Annotated in this window: 13 protein-coding genes; 4 read left to right on the top strand and 9 right to left on the bottom strand. The window is 50.0% G+C overall.

Translation table 11 applies throughout. The features are described 5' to 3' along the window. Nucleotides 1-94: 94 nt before the first annotated feature. Nucleotides 95-1,495, top strand: a complete 1,401-nt coding sequence (locus EP073_RS04260) for a putrescine aminotransferase (protein ID WP_206617494.1) — start codon at nt 95-97, stop codon at nt 1,493-1,495. Between the two features lie 39 nt (nt 1,496-1,534). Then, entirely contained in the window at nt 1,535-3,043 is a 1,509-nt protein-coding gene (locus tag EP073_RS04255; protein ID WP_128465935.1) for an aldehyde dehydrogenase family protein, read from the top strand. A gap of 64 nt (nt 3,044-3,107) precedes the next feature. Here the strand turns inward: EP073_RS04255 and EP073_RS04250 are convergent, their stop codons facing one another. The 3 genes from EP073_RS04250 to EP073_RS04240 are packed head-to-tail and all read right to left on the bottom strand — an operon-like array spanning nt 3,108 to nt 8,059. Then, nucleotides 3,108-6,170, bottom strand: coding sequence for an efflux RND transporter permease subunit (locus EP073_RS04250; protein WP_128465934.1), 3,063 nt, complete (start codon nt 6,168-6,170; stop codon nt 3,108-3,110). Next, nucleotides 6,167-7,240, bottom strand: a complete 1,074-nt coding sequence (locus tag EP073_RS04245; RefSeq protein ID WP_128465933.1) for an efflux RND transporter periplasmic adaptor subunit — start codon at nt 7,238-7,240, stop codon at nt 6,167-6,169. The genes EP073_RS04250 and EP073_RS04245 overlap by 4 nt, the downstream gene beginning before the upstream one ends. Nucleotides 7,241-7,294: 54 nt before the next feature. Beyond that, the gene (locus tag EP073_RS04240; protein WP_128465932.1) at nt 7,295-8,059 is read right to left on the bottom strand and encodes a MipA/OmpV family protein; all 765 of its coding nucleotides are present in this window, start codon (nt 8,057-8,059) and stop codon (nt 7,295-7,297) included. A 160-nt stretch (nt 8,060-8,219) separates the two neighbouring features. On the opposite strand from EP073_RS04240, the gene EP073_RS04235 reads away from it, so the two are divergent. Together EP073_RS04235 and EP073_RS04230 are read left to right on the top strand one after the other, a co-directional pair. After that, nucleotides 8,220-9,680 (top strand): sensor histidine kinase, encoded by a 1,461-nt coding sequence (locus EP073_RS04235; protein WP_128465931.1) that lies wholly within the window; start codon nt 8,220-8,222, stop codon nt 9,678-9,680. Further along, nucleotides 9,677-10,336, top strand: coding sequence for a response regulator (locus EP073_RS04230; protein WP_128465930.1), 660 nt, complete (start codon nt 9,677-9,679; stop codon nt 10,334-10,336). Before EP073_RS04235 ends, EP073_RS04230 begins: the two co-directional genes overlap by 4 nt. Nucleotides 10,337-10,412: 76 nt before the next feature. On the opposite strand, the gene EP073_RS04225 is transcribed toward EP073_RS04230, so the two are convergent. The 6 genes from EP073_RS04225 to EP073_RS04200 form a co-directional block, all read right to left on the bottom strand. After that, nucleotides 10,413-11,021, bottom strand: a complete 609-nt coding sequence (locus tag EP073_RS04225; RefSeq protein WP_128465929.1) for a TorD/DmsD family molecular chaperone — start codon at nt 11,019-11,021, stop codon at nt 10,413-10,415. 79 nt (nt 11,022-11,100) lie between these two features. Then, entirely contained in the window at nt 11,101-11,856 is a 756-nt protein-coding gene (locus EP073_RS04220; RefSeq protein ID WP_128465928.1) for a 4Fe-4S dicluster domain-containing protein, read from the bottom strand. Nucleotides 11,857-11,867: 11 nt separating this feature from the next. After that, complete coding sequence (locus EP073_RS04215) at nt 11,868-14,399, bottom strand: molybdopterin-dependent oxidoreductase (protein ID WP_128465927.1); 2,532 nt, start codon at nt 14,397-14,399, stop codon at nt 11,868-11,870. A gap of 149 nt (nt 14,400-14,548) precedes the next feature. After that, the gene (locus tag EP073_RS04210) at nt 14,549-15,928 is read right to left on the bottom strand and encodes a sigma-54-dependent transcriptional regulator (protein WP_128465926.1); all 1,380 of its coding nucleotides are present in this window, start codon (nt 15,926-15,928) and stop codon (nt 14,549-14,551) included. Further along, on the bottom strand, nt 15,906-17,234 hold the full coding sequence (locus EP073_RS04205; protein ID WP_164885267.1) for an ATP-binding protein: 1,329 nt from the start codon (nt 17,232-17,234) through the stop codon (nt 15,906-15,908). The genes EP073_RS04210 and EP073_RS04205 overlap by 23 nt, the downstream gene beginning before the upstream one ends. A gap of 34 nt (nt 17,235-17,268) precedes the next feature. Next, a complete protein-coding gene (locus tag EP073_RS04200; protein ID WP_164885266.1) occupies nt 17,269-18,129 on the bottom strand; it encodes a substrate-binding domain-containing protein in 861 nt (286 codons plus the stop codon). Between the last annotated feature and the right edge of the window lie 127 nt (nt 18,130-18,256).

The raw sequence follows: 18,256 nt of genomic DNA, 5'->3' as shown, positions 1-18,256 counted from the left end.
TAAAAATGGCATGGGTTCTGCTTCGGTAAGTCAGGAAGAAAAGTTTTATTATTTTTCGCTCGGTACACCAAAACAAGAACAAGGAGCCATTTTTATGAATGATCAGAATACAGCTTCTGAATTTGCGCCTCAGCACAGAAGCATGAACATATTCCGTAATATTAAATACGCCAAAGAAGAAGCGTCCCGCATGGTTGAGCTTATTAAAAAGCCCGAAAGCGAGGTAACCCTTGAGGAACGCCAGCGTGTCGCCAAGGAAGTTGCGGAGAACTTCGCCGGGTATATTAATAAAGGATTTCTGGAGTACCGCAAATCCGTTACCGAGGCAGGGGAATTTGCCGTGGCCGAATGGAAGGGACAGGGCTCTATAATGACCGACGCGCTGGGGCGTGAGTTTATTGATGTTCTCGGCGGATTCGGAATATACTCAGCGGGAATCAGGCATCCTAAAATCGTCGCCGCAGTGAAAGCCCAGCTTGACCGCAGCCCCCAGTATTCACAGGAAATGCTCGATCCCCTCCGTGCCCATCTGGGAAAGGTGCTGGCTCACCTCACCCCCGGAGATCTCCAGAATATGTTTTTCATAAACAGCGGAACCGAGGCGATAGAGGGAGCTATGAAGCTGGCTAAGTTTTACACCGGCAAATCAGGCTTCATTTCAACCACCGCGGGCTTCCACGGAAAAACTCTGGGCTCGCTTTCCCTTATGGGAAAAAGCGTTTTCAGGAAACCGCTTATGCCGCTCATAGGAAATGTCCGCCATGTTCCCTTCGGTGATGCGGATGCCCTTGAGCAGCAGCTCGCCATAGCCGAACAGGTAGGCGACGATATTGCGGCTTTCGTAGCCGAACCTGTTCAGGGCGAGGCTGGAGCCGTGGTTCCGCCTGATGATTACTGGCGCCGTGTGAGACAGATCTGCGATAAATACGGTGTGCTTCTCATAGCTGATGAGGTGCAGACCGGACTCGGAAGAACAGGCAAGCTGTTCGGACTGGACAACTGGGATGTTGTTCCCGACATCATGGCTCTGGGTAAGGCACTGGGCGGCGGGGTAATGCCCATTTCAGCGTTCATAACCAATCCTAAAATATGGAAAGTGATGGAGCCCAATCCGTTTATGCACACCTCAACCACCGGCGGCAACCCGCTGGCATGCGCTGCGGCTCTTGCTTATATAGATGTTATGATAGAAGAGGATCTGCCTGCTCAGGCAGCCGAAAAGGGCGAGTATGTTATGAAGGCTCTCGGCGGACTGCAAAAGAAATACCCCCACATCCTCAAGGACTACCACGGAATGGGACTGCTTATCGGCATGGAGTTTCCCACTGATGAAACCGGTTATCAAGTCGCTTCCGGTCTTTTTAAGAAGAAGGTTCTCACCGCAGGCACACTCACAAACGCAAAAGCGATACGCATAGAGCCGGCGCTGAACATCCCCTACAATCTTCTGGATGAGGTTCTGAACAGGCTTGAGGATACATTTAAAAGCATTTAGCAGCGCAAGCTGTACAAAGTCTTTAAGGAGGAAAAGTAAATGGATGCAGCCGTACGGGAAATGATTACGAAGTACAAAGTCAGTGCCAAGGCGCAGGAATTTCTTGCCGCCGTTCCTCAAATGTATATTGACGGCGCATGGTGCGCTTCTTCATCAGGAGAAGTTATCAATGTATATGAACCGTCCACGGGCGGATTGCTCAGCACAATACCTTCTGCCACCTGCGATGATGTAGACAGGGCGGTAGCCGCCGCCCGCTCCGCTTTCGACTCAGGTCCGTGGGCAGCCATGAAGCCTAACGAACGCCAGAGAATAATGCACAGGCTTGCGGATCTTCTGGAAGAAAACGTAAGAACCATAGCTGAGCTTGAGACTCTGGATAACGGAAAAGCGCTTCAGGGCTGCATAGATTACGATGTTCTCGGAGCCGCTGACCTGCTCAGATATATGGCTGGCTGGGCAACGAAAATCCGCGGGAACACTTCTCAAGTATCCATTCCCGGTCAGTACTTTTCCTGCACCCTTAAAGAGCCAGTAGGCGTTGTGGCTGCGATTGTTCCATGGAACTGGCCGCTGAACATGGCTGTGTGGAAGCTCGCAGCGCCTCTGGCTGTGGGCTGCACCATAGTGCTTAAACCTGCTCAGCTCACGTCGCTCAGCATGATCTTTTTCGCCTCGCTTTGTGAGAAAGCGGGCATTCCCAAGGGTGTAATCAATATTATTACCGGCTCCGGCAGCGTGATAGGCAAATACCTCGCCGGACACCCGCAGGTAAATAAAGTGTCTTTCACCGGCTCAACCGAAGTCGGTCGTGAAGTGGGATACGCCGCGCTCAGGCATATGACCCGCATGACGCTGGAGCTTGGCGGCAAGTCGCCGATACTGGTGTTTGAGGACGCTGATGTTGCGACCGTTGCGGACGCGACACGCTACAGCATTTTTTATAACTCCGGTCAGATATGCAGCGCAGGCTCACGGATGTATGTTCATGAAAGCATTTACGATGAAACTGTGGAAGCTGTTGCCGCAGTGGCTGGAAGCATTCGCCTTCACCCCGGGCTTGATCCCGAGTGCGACATGGGACCGGTTATCTCCAAGGGAGCGCAGGAATCGATCCTCGGCTACATCAAAAAGGGTGTGGATGAGGGCGCGCGCCTCGTCTGCGGCGGAAAAGCTGTTGACCGTCCGGGCTATTTTGTGGAGCCTACAGTGTTTGCCGACTGCAAAAACGGCATGACTGTGATGCAGGAGGAAATCTTCGGACCTGTTCTCTGCATAGCTTCCTTCAAAACCGAAGAGGAGGTTATACGCATGGCAAACGATAACATATACGGTCTGGCAGCCAGTGTCTGGACCGACGACATAAGCCGGGCTATGCGTATTGTTCCGCAGATTAAGGCGGGCTCCGTCGGCGTAAACTGCCACGATCCTGATGACAGCGCCCTTCCCTTCGGCGGATATAAGGAATCAGGCTTCGGCAAAGACCGCGGCGCCGAACAGCTTGAGCATTTTCTTGAGACCAAAAACTTTGTGATAAAAGTCGGGTAATATCTATTTCTGCGATATGTTCCGTTTCGGCGTATTATACGGCGAAGCGGAACATATACTTACATTATCCCCGCTCAGACTCTTCCGGAGAAATATTAATGTTCCGGATCCGCCTTGCGAACCAGCCCTCAGCGGCATTGATATAAGTAAAAACAACCGGAACGATCAGAAGGCTGAGAACCGTGGATGTGATCAATCCGCCGATTACCGCAACCGCCATAGGCTGCCTGAACTTATCGCCGCCCATCCCGATGGCTATGGGAGCCATTCCCGCAATCATGGCGACTGTCGTCATGACGATGGGACGTACCCGCTTATGGCAGGCGTCAATAACAGCCTCACAGCGCTCCATCCCCCTTTCCTTCATCCCGACTATTGTGTATTCCACAAGCAGGATGGAATTCTTGGTGACAATTCCCATCAGCATGATAATGCCGATCAATGCGGGCAGGTTCACCTCTCCGTCCATTATCAAAAGCGCGATAATCGACCCGCCGAAAGACAGAGGCAAGGCGGAGAGAATTGTTACCGGCTGAAAAAAGTCTTTGAACAAAAGCACCAGAACACAGAATACGCACAGGACTCCGGTGAGCATGGCAGTGCTGAAACCGGAGAATATCTCATTCATGAATTCGGCGTCACCCGTTTCTATCAATTTCACACCGGAAGGCATATTTGCTATGGACGGCAGCGCCATTGCCTGTTCCAGAGCCTGCCCGAGTGACATACCGTCCAAGTCCGCGCTGACGGTGACATACCGCCGGCGGTCGTAACGGTCTATCTGTGACGGACCGTTGCCTATGGAAATTTCCGCTATACCGGAAAGCGCCGTCTGCCCCGCGCGGGAGGGAATACGAAGACCCGCAATAGTATCAATATCCTGCAACTCGTCCTCCGCCATGCGTACCCGGATATAAATCTGTCTGTTATCAAGATTCAGCTTGGAGAGATAAGGATCAAAATCGCCTGAAGTCGCTATGCGCACCGTATCGGCTATATCCTCTGTCGTTATTCCCAATTCAGCGGCTCTGGCAAAATCCGGACGGATATTGATCTCCGGACGCTGGAGACTGATGGTCGAGTTAACATTGGATAAGGTTTTTATCCCGCGCAGTTCTTTTTCCAGAGACGCAGCAGTATCAGTCAAAGCGCCCATGCTCCCGCCCGAAAGAAGGATTGAAAAATCTTCACCGGGTCCGTCGTTTTTCAGTGTAAATTTGGCGCCCGGTATCTCAGGCAGTATTTTTCTGATCTCAGCATCAATAACGCCTTGCGGCGGACGTTTGTCCTTCGGCAGGAAAGTTAAAATCATTGATCCTTTGCGCAGGTCTCCCACACCTCCTTCTTCTGCTGAACCCGCCACCGCAAAAATATTTTCGATCCCTTTCACTTTCAATAAAGACTTGCGGACAGTTTCAGTAGTTGCCAATGTGTCCTCCAGAGTGCTCCCCGGAGGCAGTTCGATGCTCAGGTTTGTGTATCCCTGATCGGAAGACGGAACAAAACCCGCAGGAAGCTGAGCCGCCAAAAAAAGAGATACTCCGAAAAAAGCCGCTGCCATGAACAGGGTTTTCTTTTTATGAATCAGGCACCACCGCACGGCATCAAGATATTTCCTCATAATAAAACCGTCTTCCTCATGCCGGTAATGACTGTCGTTTTTCAGGAAATACGCTGCCATCAGAGGAGTCAGCAGCCTAGCCACCATCAGTGACATCAGGACTGAGATAACGATTGTCCAGCCGAACTGTTTGAAGAAAAGCCCCGTAACGCCTCCCATGAGAGCAGTCGGCAGAAACACGACGACAATCGTCATAGTTGTGGAGATCACCGCCAGAGCAATTTCATTTACCGCATCCTTTGTGGCGGCAAGAGTGGATTTCCCCATCCGCTTATGACGCACTATGTTCTCCACCTCCACAATGGCATCATCAATCAGGATGCCCACTACAACAGCCAAAGCAAGAAGAGAAAGAGTATTGAGAGAATAACCTAGCCAGTACATGATCCCGAAAGTGGGGATGATTGATAAAGGCAGAGCCGACGCTGAAATAATTGTCGCACGCCAGTCACGCAGGAAAAATCCGACCACTATGACGGCAAGGACAGCACCCTCATACAGCATGCGCATGGAGCCTTCGTACTGCTCCAGCGTATAGGTAACAGAATTTACAACGGGAGTAATCGTTAAATCAGGGTATTCCTGTTTCAGGCGCTCAATGATCAGGGCAGCATCTTCTGCTATCTTTACTTCATTTGCCCCCTTTGAGCCGTATATCCGGAATGCGACACTCTCCCTGCCGTTTAACAGGGCAGCCTCTGTGCGCTCGGCGTAAGTATCTGAGATATTCGCCGCCTGATCCAGCCTGAGATAGCGCCCGTCAGGGAGCGCAACAGGCAGAGCATTCAAATCTGATGCCAGTGCCGCAGTCGCGATTGTCCTTACAGACTGCTCCGCCTGACCTATATTGATTCGTCCGCCTGAAGATTCGAGCTGAACCCGCCTTACGGCTTCTGAAACATCAGCCGCAGTGACATTCAGCGATGCCAGCTTAACCGGATCGACTTCAATCCTGATCTCTCTGCTGACCCCGCCGACTCTGCTGAAACGCCCCACGCCGTTCACAGACATAAAGATTTTCCCCAGAGTATCGTCCACAAACCATGACAGGGCTTCTTCGTTCAGGCTTGAGGAAGAGACGGCATATGTCATTAAGGAATCATTGCTGATCCGCGCGGCAGAGACTATCGGAGATTCAAGGTCAGCCGGCAGGTCTGACCGGATGCGTTCAACAGCGTCTTTTGTTTCTATGAGAGCGTCAGAGACCGCTTTTTCCAGAACAAATGTTACGGAGATTAAAACGCTGCCTTCTGTGATTGAAGTTGATATATGCCTCACGCCGGAAACTCCGGCAATGGAATCCTCAACCTTACGGGCGACTTCTGTTTCAAGCTGAGAGGGAACAGCGCCGGGGAGAGACAAAGATACTTCTATTTCAGGAAACTCAATATCCGGCAAATCCTGAATTGTGAATTTATTGAAACCATAAAGCCCCGCCAGTGTGAGAAGCATGAACAGCAGTATCGGCGGGATGGGATTTTGTATCGACCATGTGGCAAAATTCATTCCCGACCGCCTTTTTCAGCAGAAATTCTTACAATATCCCCGTCATTTAAAAATCCGGCGCCCTGTAAAACAATGCGCATGCCCTTGGACAAACCGGATAATATCTGAGCTTCATTTCCCCGTGTCTGCCCGAGCATGACCTCATGCCGGCTTACCGCCGCGCCGGAAGCATTGCTGATGATGCTGAAAACGTAGCTGTGCCCGTCACGGATGACAACGCTCTTCGCGGGAACCTTCAGGGCGGTTCGCTTTCCGAGCCGGATCTGTCCCTCTGCGTACATCCCTGCCTGAGCGCCGCTCCCTGCTTTAATATCAACAAACACTGTAATCAGACGGGTTTCAGGATCGAAAGAGGGCGCGATCTGTCTTACCGTCCCCTCCGCCTTGTCTCCGTTCGGCAGGGCAAGAATAACGGATTGCCCTTTGACTATATGCGCAGCCTGATTTGCAGTCAGTTCACCACGCCATTCAAGCCTGTTTTGTCTGATAAGCCTGAACAACTCTTCGCCCGCCGCCCCCACTGCTCCCAGTGTTGCATTTCGGACGCTGATAACCCCGTCATCCGGGGCGGTGATATTTGTATATTTCAGGTGCAGCGCCTTTGCGTCCATCTGTGCCTTCGCCACTGCCGCCTTATTGATGTAATCCTCGACAGACTGCTCACTGATTGCGTCAAAGACCTTAAGATTCAGCGCGCGCTTCCGGTTTGATTCCGCGGCTATCCAATTTGCTTCCAGCTCAGCGTATTCAGCCAGAAGCGTTTCGGAGTTGAATTTTGCCAGAACCTGCCCCTTTTTCACGACATCGCCCACATCAGCCGGAACAGCGATCAGTCTTTGTCCGGAAATTTCCGTACCGATAACGGCTTCCTGCCAAGCGGCAACCTGCCCTGTGGCTTTTATGCTCTCCGTCCATTCCGCCTCGGTTACTGCTGCTTCACTGACAGTGAGAACCGCAGACACAGACGCCTTCGGCGTTTCCTTTTTACCCGGGTTTTTCAGCATCCAAAAGACGGCGGCTGCGGCAAACACCGCAATGACAAGAGATATTGTTAATATATTATTTTTCATCGTTCCTGCTTTATCTGGTTGAAATTGAAGGCTTTTTCTCACGCTTTCGGTCAATTAGAAATTGAAACCTGTTGTAAAAAATACGGACGGATTAAAATCATCTTTTGTTAAAGGGCTGTCTGCCGCATCACCGAGAAACTGATCTCCGTTTATCATAAGCTTAACATCCCAGCTTTCAGTGATGTTATAAAACGCTCCTAGGGCGAAGCCTACCGATTTGAGCCCGGCTTCGGCATCATAGCGGCTGTATGTTGAACGTGCCGCCTGCTTTTGTGAAACGCCGAAATAGCTCTCCATATGATCATTATCCGCCCATGTGGAACCGACCGATGCCATGATCATCAGCTTGTCGCCAATGGGAAACATCGTTCCGAGCTCCACAGTCGCAGTTGTGCCGTAGTCCTCGGTTCCTTTTGTGGCTTTGCCTGAAACCTGCAAAGGACCGAAGCTGTATTCACCCATGAGGCTGAGAGTTGCGGACATGTCTATATCACCCATTCCGCGGAGGTTGCCTTTGTCATCATCCTCGGAACGCCCGAAATCAAAACCTACCGCCGCGCCGAGCTTATAATCTTCAGTCAGAACGGGGTAACCGCCGATTCCGCCCATAATACCCGCAAAGAATACCCCTTCCTTATATTCAACGGAAACATCGGGAACAGCTTTAACCACATACTTGTCGGAACCTTCATATGCGGCGCCGTACATCACTCCGCCGCCCACACTATAGTTCCAGTCTTTTTCCTCTGCTCTTACTCCGGCTGTTAAAATGGCAAGCAACAGGCTTGTGAATACGATTGAACGTAAATTGTACAACATAGGATGATCCTCCGGTTCGGATTATATTTGTGCTTTGTGAACCGAAGTATAGAGAGGTATTATTTTGGGCGCATCGGTCTTAAGGCGGAGAGTCTTTAAAAAATAATATATCCGCCTCAAGGATGATGTTTTTTCAAAATAAAATCCGTATAGTGAAGGAATGAAGAAATGGATTGAGTACTGCCTGACCTTTACGAAGCGCCTGTGGTTCCAGCTTGCCGTAAGTTATTCCCTGCTCGCAATCTGCGCAATGTCACTGGTTATAGTGATGCAATACGGAATGAGTGATTACAGAGATTTCCGCGCAGCCATAACCCCTGAAAATATTGAAAGACTTGCAGCCGACGAGAAACTCATTATCTCACAGGGAATCCGTGACACGGATAATACTGAATGGCTGGATAAAGCACGGGATAACATCCGTAAAAAACTGATAAACATAACAGAAGATAATGACGACGGCATTGCGATATACCGCATTACCAATTCCAGCCTCCCCGAAGTGTATATTCAGATTACCGATAAAAATGATCGCCTCCTGATGTCTGACCCTGTCGACCTTCCCGAAAAAGCCGCACACGAGTTTCTTCTGCAACAGCAACAGCAACTGCCTGCCGCACAAAGCAGCTCCAAGCGGCTGACAGAAAACGGTTCCATCTGGGTGGACATGCCCGTAACTGACAGCAGCGGAACTGTTATCGGACGTTTGCGTATATTATATATCGCAGAATTTAATCTTTGGGTGCAGATCAAAAGTATCTTTCATTTTCTTATGTTCATCACCGATAATTTACTTTTGCTCTCTATACCTATCGGCATCGCCTGCGGTTTGATAGCCTCCCGCTATGTAACAAAACAGCTTCAGAAAATGAATGAGGTCACGGAAAGCTGGCGGCAGGGCAACTTTGAGCCGCGTATCGAGCTGCCGGATGACGATGTGCTCATAAGGCACAGCCGACAGCTCAACGACATGGCTCAGGACTTGGAGATGTATCTGAGTCTGAAACAAAATCTTGCGGTAAGCGACGAACGCAGCCGTGTGGCGAGAGAACTGCATGACACGGTAAAACAAAAACTTTTCGCGCTGGGGCTGCAATTGGCGACCGCCAAGTCCAAGCCTGCGGTGATGGAGGCAGCGCAGGAACATATTCTTGAGGCTGAAACCATTACCCGGGAAGCGCAGCACGATCTGATGGAGATCATCACCCAACTGCGCCCCGCAGGAACCGACGATACATCACTTTTTGAGCGTATCGGCATGATTGCGGATGATTTCAGACGGCGCTTCGGCGTGAATATCGAATTAAGCTGTTTTGACTCTGTCCGGTTTAACGCTCACACCGAGCATCATGTGCTGCGGATTGTGCAGGAGGCGCTGATGAACGCAATTCGTCACGGCAGTGCTTCTCAAATTATAATTGAAAGCAGAATCGACCACGCAGCTTCCGTACTGACGATCACCGATAACGGCAGCGGGTTTGATACAGGCAAAAAAACCGGAGGATTCGGCATTACCTCAATGCGTGACAGGGCGCGTCATTTGCCGTGCGGAGAATTTGAAATCGAAAGCGCCGAAAACAGCGGAACTCTTATCAAGATCTCATGGAGGAACGAGACATGACCGAGAAAATCACACTCATTCTTGCCGATGATCACGCAATGGTTCGCAAGGGATTAACCGCCTTTCTCGCCACTGCCGAAGATATTGAAGTGATGGGTGTTGCCTCCGGAGGCGCCGAAGCGGTGGAAGCCGCTGAAAAGCATGCGCCGGATGTGGTGCTGCTGGATCTGTTCATGCCTGATCAGCCTGCGGTCGAAACCGTGCGCCAGATTAAAAAGGTCAGCCCGCGCAGCCAGATTATCATGGTCACCTCCCACGAAGGTGATGAATATGTTGTGCCTACAACACAGGCAGGAGCAATCTCCTATATATTGAAGGACACAACGCCTGAAGACCTCATCCGCTCCGTGCGGAAAGCGGCTGCGGGAGAAAGCACCATCAGTCCGCGCGTCGCCAAGGCGCTTGTGACCGTCGTTACACGGGCTCGGGCGGCAAAGACACAGGAAAACCAGCTCCACGAAGATTTAACCGAACGTGAGATGGAGGTGCTCCAGCGTATCGCGGAAGGTTTGTCAAACATGGATATTGCGGCACGCCTGAATATCTCGGAAAAAACCGTGAAATCCCACGTAAGCAACATTCTGAGCAAGCTCTATTTAACAGACCGTACCCAAGCCGCCGTTTACGCATGGCGTGAAGGAATCGTAAAAGAATAGCCTAAAAAACCTGCCCGCCCTTTTGCGGTTAAAGAGCAGGCAGGAAATGGAGGGAAAACCATGTCGGCGTTATATATCAGGAAGCAATGAATTTATTGAAAGCCTTGCCGACCGCTCTGTAAAATGAAGTTTCGGCATTTTCTGCCACTGCGTCAGCGAATTTTGACGCGAACGGAACGAAATATGATTCCTGAAACATTCTCCTTAGCTCGGACAAAGCATCGACGTCCTCTTTGTTATCAGCCTGCTCAGCATTCCTTATGCGTATATCCATCAGGTGCATAAACTCAAGCTCGATAGCTATGTGATCTGCGGGCTCGTGCATTTCCTCTTCAACCTGAAGACCCGCGGCTTCGTATATCGCCGCTACGTCCATGGTGGTTTTCCCCATAATCTGCCTGTCTTTTTCCAGATAAACAGAACCGTAAGGCGGACAGGGAAGCTCGAAGGGACCGACAAACAGTCTGGCGAAGTCAAGCTCCAGAGCATCTTCAGGCGTTTCGGCGAAAGCCGCTTTCAGCTCTTCCGCTTCTTTATGTATTCCAAGCGAATCCAAGGCGCAGGCAAGGGATTCGGTGATTGTTTTCTCTTCCAGTACTGTTTCTTTCGGCGGATAAAAACACAGTGCGAGAAGCCTGTAAGCTTCCGTTTTTATCGCTGCCGTTTCGGGGAATTTCGTTTCCATATTCACTCCGTTATAAAAAATAAATAGTGGCGGAGGGATTTCCCTCCGCCGATGGTTTATTCAAAGCGCAGCAGGTGTGCTACACCTTAAAGTTCCTTATATAGTAAACATTTGGCTTGGTTCCTTCCTCGGGTTTAAGCACCATGGAGGGATACTTCGCAAGCAGTTTGCTTACTTCGCTGCTCGGGTCGTTCTTATCACCCACAACCCTTGCGCCTGAAGGGCAGGATTTCACACACCATGGTTTTTCATTAACCATCAGTCTGTGGTGGCAGAGGTAGCACTTCTCAGTGACACCCGCTCTGCGCACTGCCTCATACTCAGGGTGGGAGTAGTCTGTTTTATAAGGAGGAAGCCCGCCGGTTTTCTTAGCGATTTCAGCGCCTGCAGATGTTCCGCCGGGAATAAGGGCTGCCTTTGAAGTGTAGGCGGACTGCACATCCTCACCGTCAAAGTTAAAGCTGATTACGCTGTACTCCGCTTTTTCAGCCTCAATATCCTCCGCGCTGTAAGGGCATGCTATCTGACAGGAACGGCAGCCGATGCAGCGTTCATCGTTGTGCATAGTTATGCCTTCGGGCGTTTTGAACATCGCCTTGGGCTCAACGGGGCACGCCTCGACACATGCCGCGTTTGAGCAGTGGTTGCAGAGAACGGGGATGGCAGCGAAGCTCACATCGGGGAACCTGCCTTCCATCTTGATCACGTAATCAGCCCAGTTGAAGGTTTGCCCGTTTTTTCTGTCGGGGGTGTTGTTTTCCGTTTTGCAGGCGATTCCGCACGCTCCGCACCCTGCGCATTTCTGAAGATCTATTACCATACAGTATTGAGCCATTTTCTACCTCCTTACGCCTTCTCGATTTTGACGCCGCAAAGACCGCCGTTTCTTGCTGTCGCTCCGGTGAGCCTGTCGTAGTCAGCGGGGATGAGCTCGTTATTATTGAATGTGTAAGCCTCTTTGCCGAACTTCTTGGAAGCGACCTTACCGTATGCCCAATGCCCCTGACCGTAAGCCTTAGCCACTGTTCCCGGGCGTATGCCTTCCCAGTAGCGAACTTTGGTGAGGAATGTTCCGGATACGGAAGATATTTTCGCCATTCCGCCGTCGGCAATACCGAGTTTCTGAGCATCTGCGGGATTCATCTTGAGAACGTCCTCCCAGCTTGCGTCGCCTGCGTCAACCTTCTTGAACTCCATGTACCATGTACAGTTGGCGCTTCTTCCTTCCTTATTCAGACGTGACTTATGATCAACAAAGGTGAAAGGATATTCTTCCATGCTTCCGTAACGGAAGGGAGACTCATAATGAGGAACAAACGCTTTCTCTCCTCTGGCTTCGTAATTGCAGACCTCAAGAACCTTATCCACATCAACTTTGTTGTTTGCGGCATGCTCATTGAGAGCTTTTTTAAGCGTTTCGCTGTAAAACTCGAATTTCTGAGTTACGGTTTTATATTTGCCCCAGCGCCCTTTGAATTTATAGGAAGCAGAGTTCCACACACCGACCTCTTTGAATTTTTCCCATGAGCCGATCACATCGCCCTGAGCGGGGTCTGCGTTTGCCCATGCGGGCTGGGTATAGTATTTCACGGCGTTTACGGTAAATTCTTTCTCGTCTGCGGGTGCTTTTCCGGTTTCGACATCTTTAAATTCGTTCATGTAAAAATCCAGAAGGTTTGTAAATCCCCTTTCGGCAAACTTTTTCGCCAGAAGGAAAGGAATTTCCGTTTCATCCGCCTTAACGTCCCATACAGGCTTGATTACAGGCTGAAGAATTGTGCTGTAACCGAACTGACCGCCCTTGTTCTTCAGGTATGCCCACTTTTCTGTGGTTGTCTGAGCGGCAGGAAGCACAATGTCGGCGAACATTGTAAGTTCTGAGGCATGGGTTGTGAGGTGAACATAGAAAATTTCGTTTTCGGCGAACATTTTCTCCCATCTCTGAGCGCCTGTGCCGGAGAAGGGAAAGTTGTTCATATAGCCGAGACCCATTTTGATGTCATAGGGTTTTTTAGCCATTATCGCATCGGGCAGGTTATTCGTGATAACACCGCTGCCCGGTTTGCCGCTTGCCATCGCCGGAAAGGCAAGGGTTCCTCTCTGGTCTATTTTCTTATTCTTTTTCTTTGCTGTTTCATCAAGATAGCCGTCAAGCTTCTGAAGACCGTTACCGAGAACTTTCATTCCTGCCAGTGAGCCGCCTATGTTGTCGCTGCTGCCCATCAGTCCGCTGAGAGCGTGAACTGACATGGCGGAGTAAGTTCCTCTCACGTGCATAGCCGCACCCGGTCCGAGCCATACGGCAACATTCGGAGCCGCTTTTGCCATATCCCGCGCCGTTTGGTAAATCTTAGAGGCAGGAACACCGCAGAGCTTCTCAGCCCATTCGGGGGTTTTGTCCTTAAGCTCTATGTTCCACCATTTGACCACACCGTTGGTCTGGATCTCCTTAAATGTGTCTTCCGCAACGGTTTCACCCATTTTAAAACGGTTTACCCCATCGCTGAAATCACCCACAAACTCTTTATACCAAAGACCCTCAGTGAGGATAACGTGAGCCATAGCCACAGCAAGCGCTCCGTCTTCACCGGGAATAACTGGAAGCCAGTCGTGAGCCTTTGCGGATGAGGCGTTCATCTTGGGATCAACAACCACAACCTTGGCACGGTCAAGAATATCACCGAACATTTTGATTGTGTACGGAACCTGACGGTTTGAGCTGAGCGGATCAAGACCCCAGATCAGCATAAACTTGGTATTGACCATGTCATAATCACGGTAATCCCAGAGACCTTCAGTGAAGAATGAGCCGGACTTCTCAGCCTCGGCACAGATTGATGAGTGGCTGATGTTGTTGGGTGAACCGTAGATCTTTGTCATCGCGTCATAAATAAGAACATTCATGTGCGTGTAGCGCCCGCGGTTCAGCATGTATTTGTGAGCCTCGCCGTTGTTGCGCAGCTCCATCATTTTATCCGCTATGGTGTTGAGAGCCTCGTCCCATGAAATAGGCACGAATTGGGGATCAACGCCTCTGCCTTTTTTAGGGTTTGTTCTCTTCATCGGCACTTTAACTCTGTCTGGGTCATAGACCTGCTGAAGTGTGAGGTGCGCTCTTGGACAGCATGTTCCATGATTGGACTTGCTGTTGGGGTTACCCCTTACCTTTACTGCTCTTCCGTCCTGAACGAAAATCTGTATTGGATCCCACGTTGTACAGCCCTGACAGGATGTGGAAATCCATTTGCCGGGAGCCTCGCCTATTTTCTTTTCGCCTTTTGCCGGGGCAAGGGCGTTGCCGGAAACACCGCAGCCCACCGCGGCTATGGCACCTGCGGCGGCGGAAGCTTTAATAAAATTCCTTCTGCTTATACGCATCCGTTCCTCCTAAGTTAAACTTAACTTAATCGTTTAATGCAAAACGGATGCCATGTACTGTCACTGTAACATATTGATAAAACTGAATAATTAGACATATCTAAGTATAGTTTCTATACGATTTTGTATAAAAACTATACAAATTAATGTTAAATATTAATGCCGTATTTCTTCATTTTCGCGTTCAGGGTTACTCTGGTTATTCCAAGCTCCTCAGCTGTATGTGTCAGGTGATTTGAGTTTTTCAGCAGACTTTTCTCTATGAGTATCTTTTCCAGCTCCTCAACGCTGCTGTTAAGCGTATCTGACGGGAATTTTGCAAAAAAGTATTCCCACACGGCGGCAGAGCTGCTCTCGGGCTTTTCCGCTTCCTGCCCCGCAAGCTGTATGTCCGATTCGGTGATACGGTTTGAGGAGGAGAGTATAACCGCCTTTTTGATAACGTTCTGCATCTCTCTGATGTTTCCCGGCCAAGAGTAGGCTCTGAATATATCCACCACCTCCCTGTCTATGCAGCAGATGCTTTTTCCCGCCTCAAGGGAATATTTCGCGGCAAAAAACGCTGCAAGCGGCGGTATGTCGTCCGTTCTTTCCCTTAAGGGAGGAAGCTTTATGTCCACAACATTCAGCCTGTAGAAGAGATCCGAACGAAACTCCCCTGCGGCTATGAGTTCTGCGATGTTCCTGTTTGTGGCGGAAACAATGCGTACGTCCACATGAACGGACTTATTTGAACCCAGCCTCTCTATTGTGCCGTTCTGGAGCACTCTCAGCATCTTAGACTGAAGCTCCACGGGCAGCTCCCCTATTTCGTCCAGAAACAGGGTTCCGGTGTGGGCTGCTTCAAATTTGCCCGTTCTGTCCTGATGGGCTCCGGTAAACGCACCCTTAACATACCCGAAGAGCTCGCTCTCAAGGAGCTCACGGGGGATAGCCGCGCAGTTTATCACCACAAAGGGCTTGTCCCTGCGGTGGCTCCTTTCATGAACAAGACCGGCTATCAACTCCTTGCCCGTCCCGCTTTCCCCTGTTATGAACACTGGCGTATTTGAGTTTGCGACTGTGGCGATCAGTTTGAACACGTCGCGGATCTTGCGTGATGAGCCCACGAAGGCGGAGCCTGTTTCACCGAGCTCCTCCACAGGCAGCGCATCCTCCCCGCAGGATATTTTTTCGGGGCGGGCGTACTTTTCTATGCAGTCGGTAAGCTCTTCATAATCAACCGGCTTCACGAGGAAATCCGCCGCTCCGAGTTTAAACGAGTCAAGCACGGTGTCACTTGTGCCGAAGGCGGTGAGCATGACCACCGGAACAGTACGGGAGAGCTCTTTTATTTTTTCCAGAACCTCAAGACCGTTCTCGGAGCCCAGCCTGTAATCAAGCAGAATAAGGCTGAAACTGCCGTTTCCCAGATGCTCGAAGGCCTCCTCCGAGGATGAGACGGTGGAAACGGAGTATCTGCCGGAGAGAACCCGCTTCATGCCGTAGCAGAGGGACGTATCATCATCAATTATCAGTATCTTTTTCATGATCCTTCACTTTTATAATGAATTTTGCACCGCCTGAGTATTCTTTATCCAGTTCTATTCCGCCGCCGAGAATCTCCAGAATCATTTCTGTATATGTCAGCCCCAGCCCTGTGCCGGTCGCCTTGGAGGTGTAAAACGGCATGAAGATCTTAGACTGCTTCTCCTGCGGGATTCCGCATCCGTTGTCCGAAATTTCAAACACCGCAAAACCGCTTTCCCTGCCGAAACCGAAATGAACCTTTGTAGCTCCGGCCTCTGCGGAATTATGAACCATGCTGATCATAACCTGATACAGCTTTTCAGGGTCACTCACAAAGCCTATGTTGCTTCCCGCCTGAACCGTGGCGGTGAGGCTGTCCTTAAATCTGCTTTTGACATACTGCACAAGATAGGCTGTTACGGCATGAGCGGAAATTTTCTCAGGCTTCACCTCCATGGGACGGGAGAGGCTGAGGAAGTCGTTAAGCGTCGCCACTATCCTGTCCGATTCTTTGCGCATAACAGCGAGATCCTCCGCGGACTGAGGGTCTGAATGATTCTCCTTAAGGCTCATGGAAAGCAGATTTATTGTCATAATAGGATTTTTAAGCTCGTGGGCAAGTCCCGCCGCCATTGTTCCCACTGTAGCAAGCCTTTCGCTTCTTTTAAGCTGTTCACTCTGGCGGTAAATCTCATTCAGGGCGTCCTTGAGCGTGCGAGACATATTCCCCAGAGTTTCCGCAAGAGCCTTTATCTCGGTTGTGGCGTATTTATCCGTTTCAATCTTTTCCGGCAGGTTGTCCAGAGTAAACTTGTTTATCTCGTTTGAAAGTGAAAGAAGAGGCTCCGTGATGAATACGGATATTTTTGTGGCGAACACAAGCCCCGCTCCCAGAAGAATAAGGAAGAAAAGACATGTTTCCAGAAACTGAAGCGCAACGGCATTATTTACATAGCCGCTGTTCAGAACGTACACCACCTCGCCTATCACTTCGTTTTTAGCTAGTATCTTATATTCAAAATACCAGCCCTCACGCATGGACTCATCCCAGCCGCCCTCCGTGAGGGCATCCACAACAAGCCTTCCGGAGCTGTCGAAAAGGTAAATATTCTTTATGAATTCGTGGGCATCGGTTGAGGCTTTCAGCAGGGAGTACATGTCAAAGATATTGTCATAGAGCATCGCCTCGGATATGTAGGACTCTATGACCTTATGCTGGCTGGCGAGTGTATTCTCCGCCCCTCTGCGTATGAACTGGTACTGGAAGGATGTGACTATGGCAAGCTCAAGCACCATAGCCGAAATCCCCAGAAAAACTATCAGCATAAGAACCCGGTTCCGAAAGGAATCGGGGATGAATCTAGCGGGAATGCGCATCTAAAAACTTCTTCATCTCTATCATGCTGTCCAGACTGTGACTGTCCGGCGGAATAAGCCTGTCGACGAGAATGCCGCCGAGTATCCTGCGCCCTTCATCGTCTTTGTGCATATTTACCAGTATGCTCTGCATTTTCTTAAAAAGCGTGTCATTAACCTTGCCGGAAGCGACAATTGGCGGCGCGAGAAACTCAGGGGAAGTATCAATAATGCGGATGTTCGCAACTTTTTCGGGATATTTTTCCCTGAAATACTCAAATATCAGGCTGTCCACAGCCGCACCCGCCACCACTCCGCTGTTCACAAGGAATATGGACTTGTCATGGTTTCCGGTGTAGTAGACTTTTGAAAAATAACGTTCCGGACTCTGATTAGTGTTCTTTGTGATTAGGTAGGTGGGATAGAGCGCTCCGCTGTTGGAAAGGCTGTCGGTAAAGGCGAATGTCTGTCCCTTAAGCCCGTCAACCGATTTAATGCCCGATTTCTCCGAAACTATTATATACGAATGATAAGACGATTTGCCCCGCACGACAGGAATGGCAAGGACTTTATAATCCTTTTCATTCAGATCGAGAAGAGCGCCGGTACAGACAGTGGCTACATCCACCTCTCCTTCCCGTATCATTGAGTTCATTTTGGCATAGCTGTCCTTCTGAAAGAACGCAACCTTCATATTAAGCTTCTTCCCGAGATATTCACTGAGGGCACTGTACTGGCTGTAGCTTTCGCCCGGTGAAATAACCGAGGCAACGCCGAAATGGATGGTTTCCTTTTCCTGAGCCCGGGCAGATGTCGACCAAAACAAAAATACTGACAGGCAAAATAAAATTGCAGATGATTTCATTGACTCTTCTCCTGTGTCAGGACGGAATATGTTTTTTTTCATCCCTATGAAGTGTCCGAAGTTTCATTATGATAACCATAAAAATAAAAGAATTGGAAGAATAATTTAGCAGATTAAGAATGCAGCC

The sequence above is a fragment of the Geovibrio thiophilus genome, from assembly GCF_004087915.1.
Taxonomy (GTDB): Bacteria; Chrysiogenota; Deferribacteres; order Deferribacterales; family Geovibrionaceae; genus Geovibrio; species Geovibrio thiophilus.
The sequence above is the reverse complement of the archived record's forward strand: the minus strand, read 5'-3'. Positions and strand labels throughout refer to the sequence as shown.

Bases quoted from the DNA above. Each gene is read 5' to 3' on its own strand.
- EP073_RS04250 (WP_128465934.1), bottom strand. From the start codon at position 6,170: ATGAATTTTGCCACATGGTCGATACAAAATCCCATCCCGCCGATACTG.
- EP073_RS04230 (WP_128465930.1), top strand. From the start codon at position 9,677: ATGACCGAGAAAATCACACTCATTCTTGCCGATGATCACGCAATGGTT.
- EP073_RS04220 (WP_128465928.1), bottom strand. From the start codon at position 11,856: ATGGCTCAATACTGTATGGTAATAGATCTTCAGAAATGCGCAGGGTGC.
- EP073_RS04255 (WP_128465935.1), top strand. From the start codon at position 1,535: ATGGATGCAGCCGTACGGGAAATGATTACGAAGTACAAAGTCAGTGCC.
- EP073_RS04200 (WP_164885266.1), bottom strand. From the start codon at position 18,129: ATGAAATCATCTGCAATTTTATTTTGCCTGTCAGTATTTTTGTTTTGG.
- EP073_RS04260 (WP_206617494.1), top strand. From the start codon at position 95: ATGAATGATCAGAATACAGCTTCTGAATTTGCGCCTCAGCACAGAAGC.
- EP073_RS04225 (WP_128465929.1), bottom strand. From the start codon at position 11,021: ATGGAAACGAAATTCCCCGAAACGGCAGCGATAAAAACGGAAGCTTAC.
- EP073_RS04240 (WP_128465932.1), bottom strand. From the start codon at position 8,059: ATGTTGTACAATTTACGTTCAATCGTATTCACAAGCCTGTTGCTTGCC.
- EP073_RS04210 (WP_128465926.1), bottom strand. From the start codon at position 15,928: ATGAAAAAGATACTGATAATTGATGATGATACGTCCCTCTGCTACGGC.
- EP073_RS04215 (WP_128465927.1), bottom strand. From the start codon at position 14,399: ATGCGTATAAGCAGAAGGAATTTTATTAAAGCTTCCGCCGCCGCAGGT.
- EP073_RS04245 (WP_128465933.1), bottom strand. From the start codon at position 7,240: ATGAAAAATAATATATTAACAATATCTCTTGTCATTGCGGTGTTTGCC.
- EP073_RS04235 (WP_128465931.1), top strand. From the start codon at position 8,220: ATGAAGAAATGGATTGAGTACTGCCTGACCTTTACGAAGCGCCTGTGG.
- EP073_RS04205 (WP_164885267.1), bottom strand. From the start codon at position 17,234: ATGCTGATAGTTTTTCTGGGGATTTCGGCTATGGTGCTTGAGCTTGCC.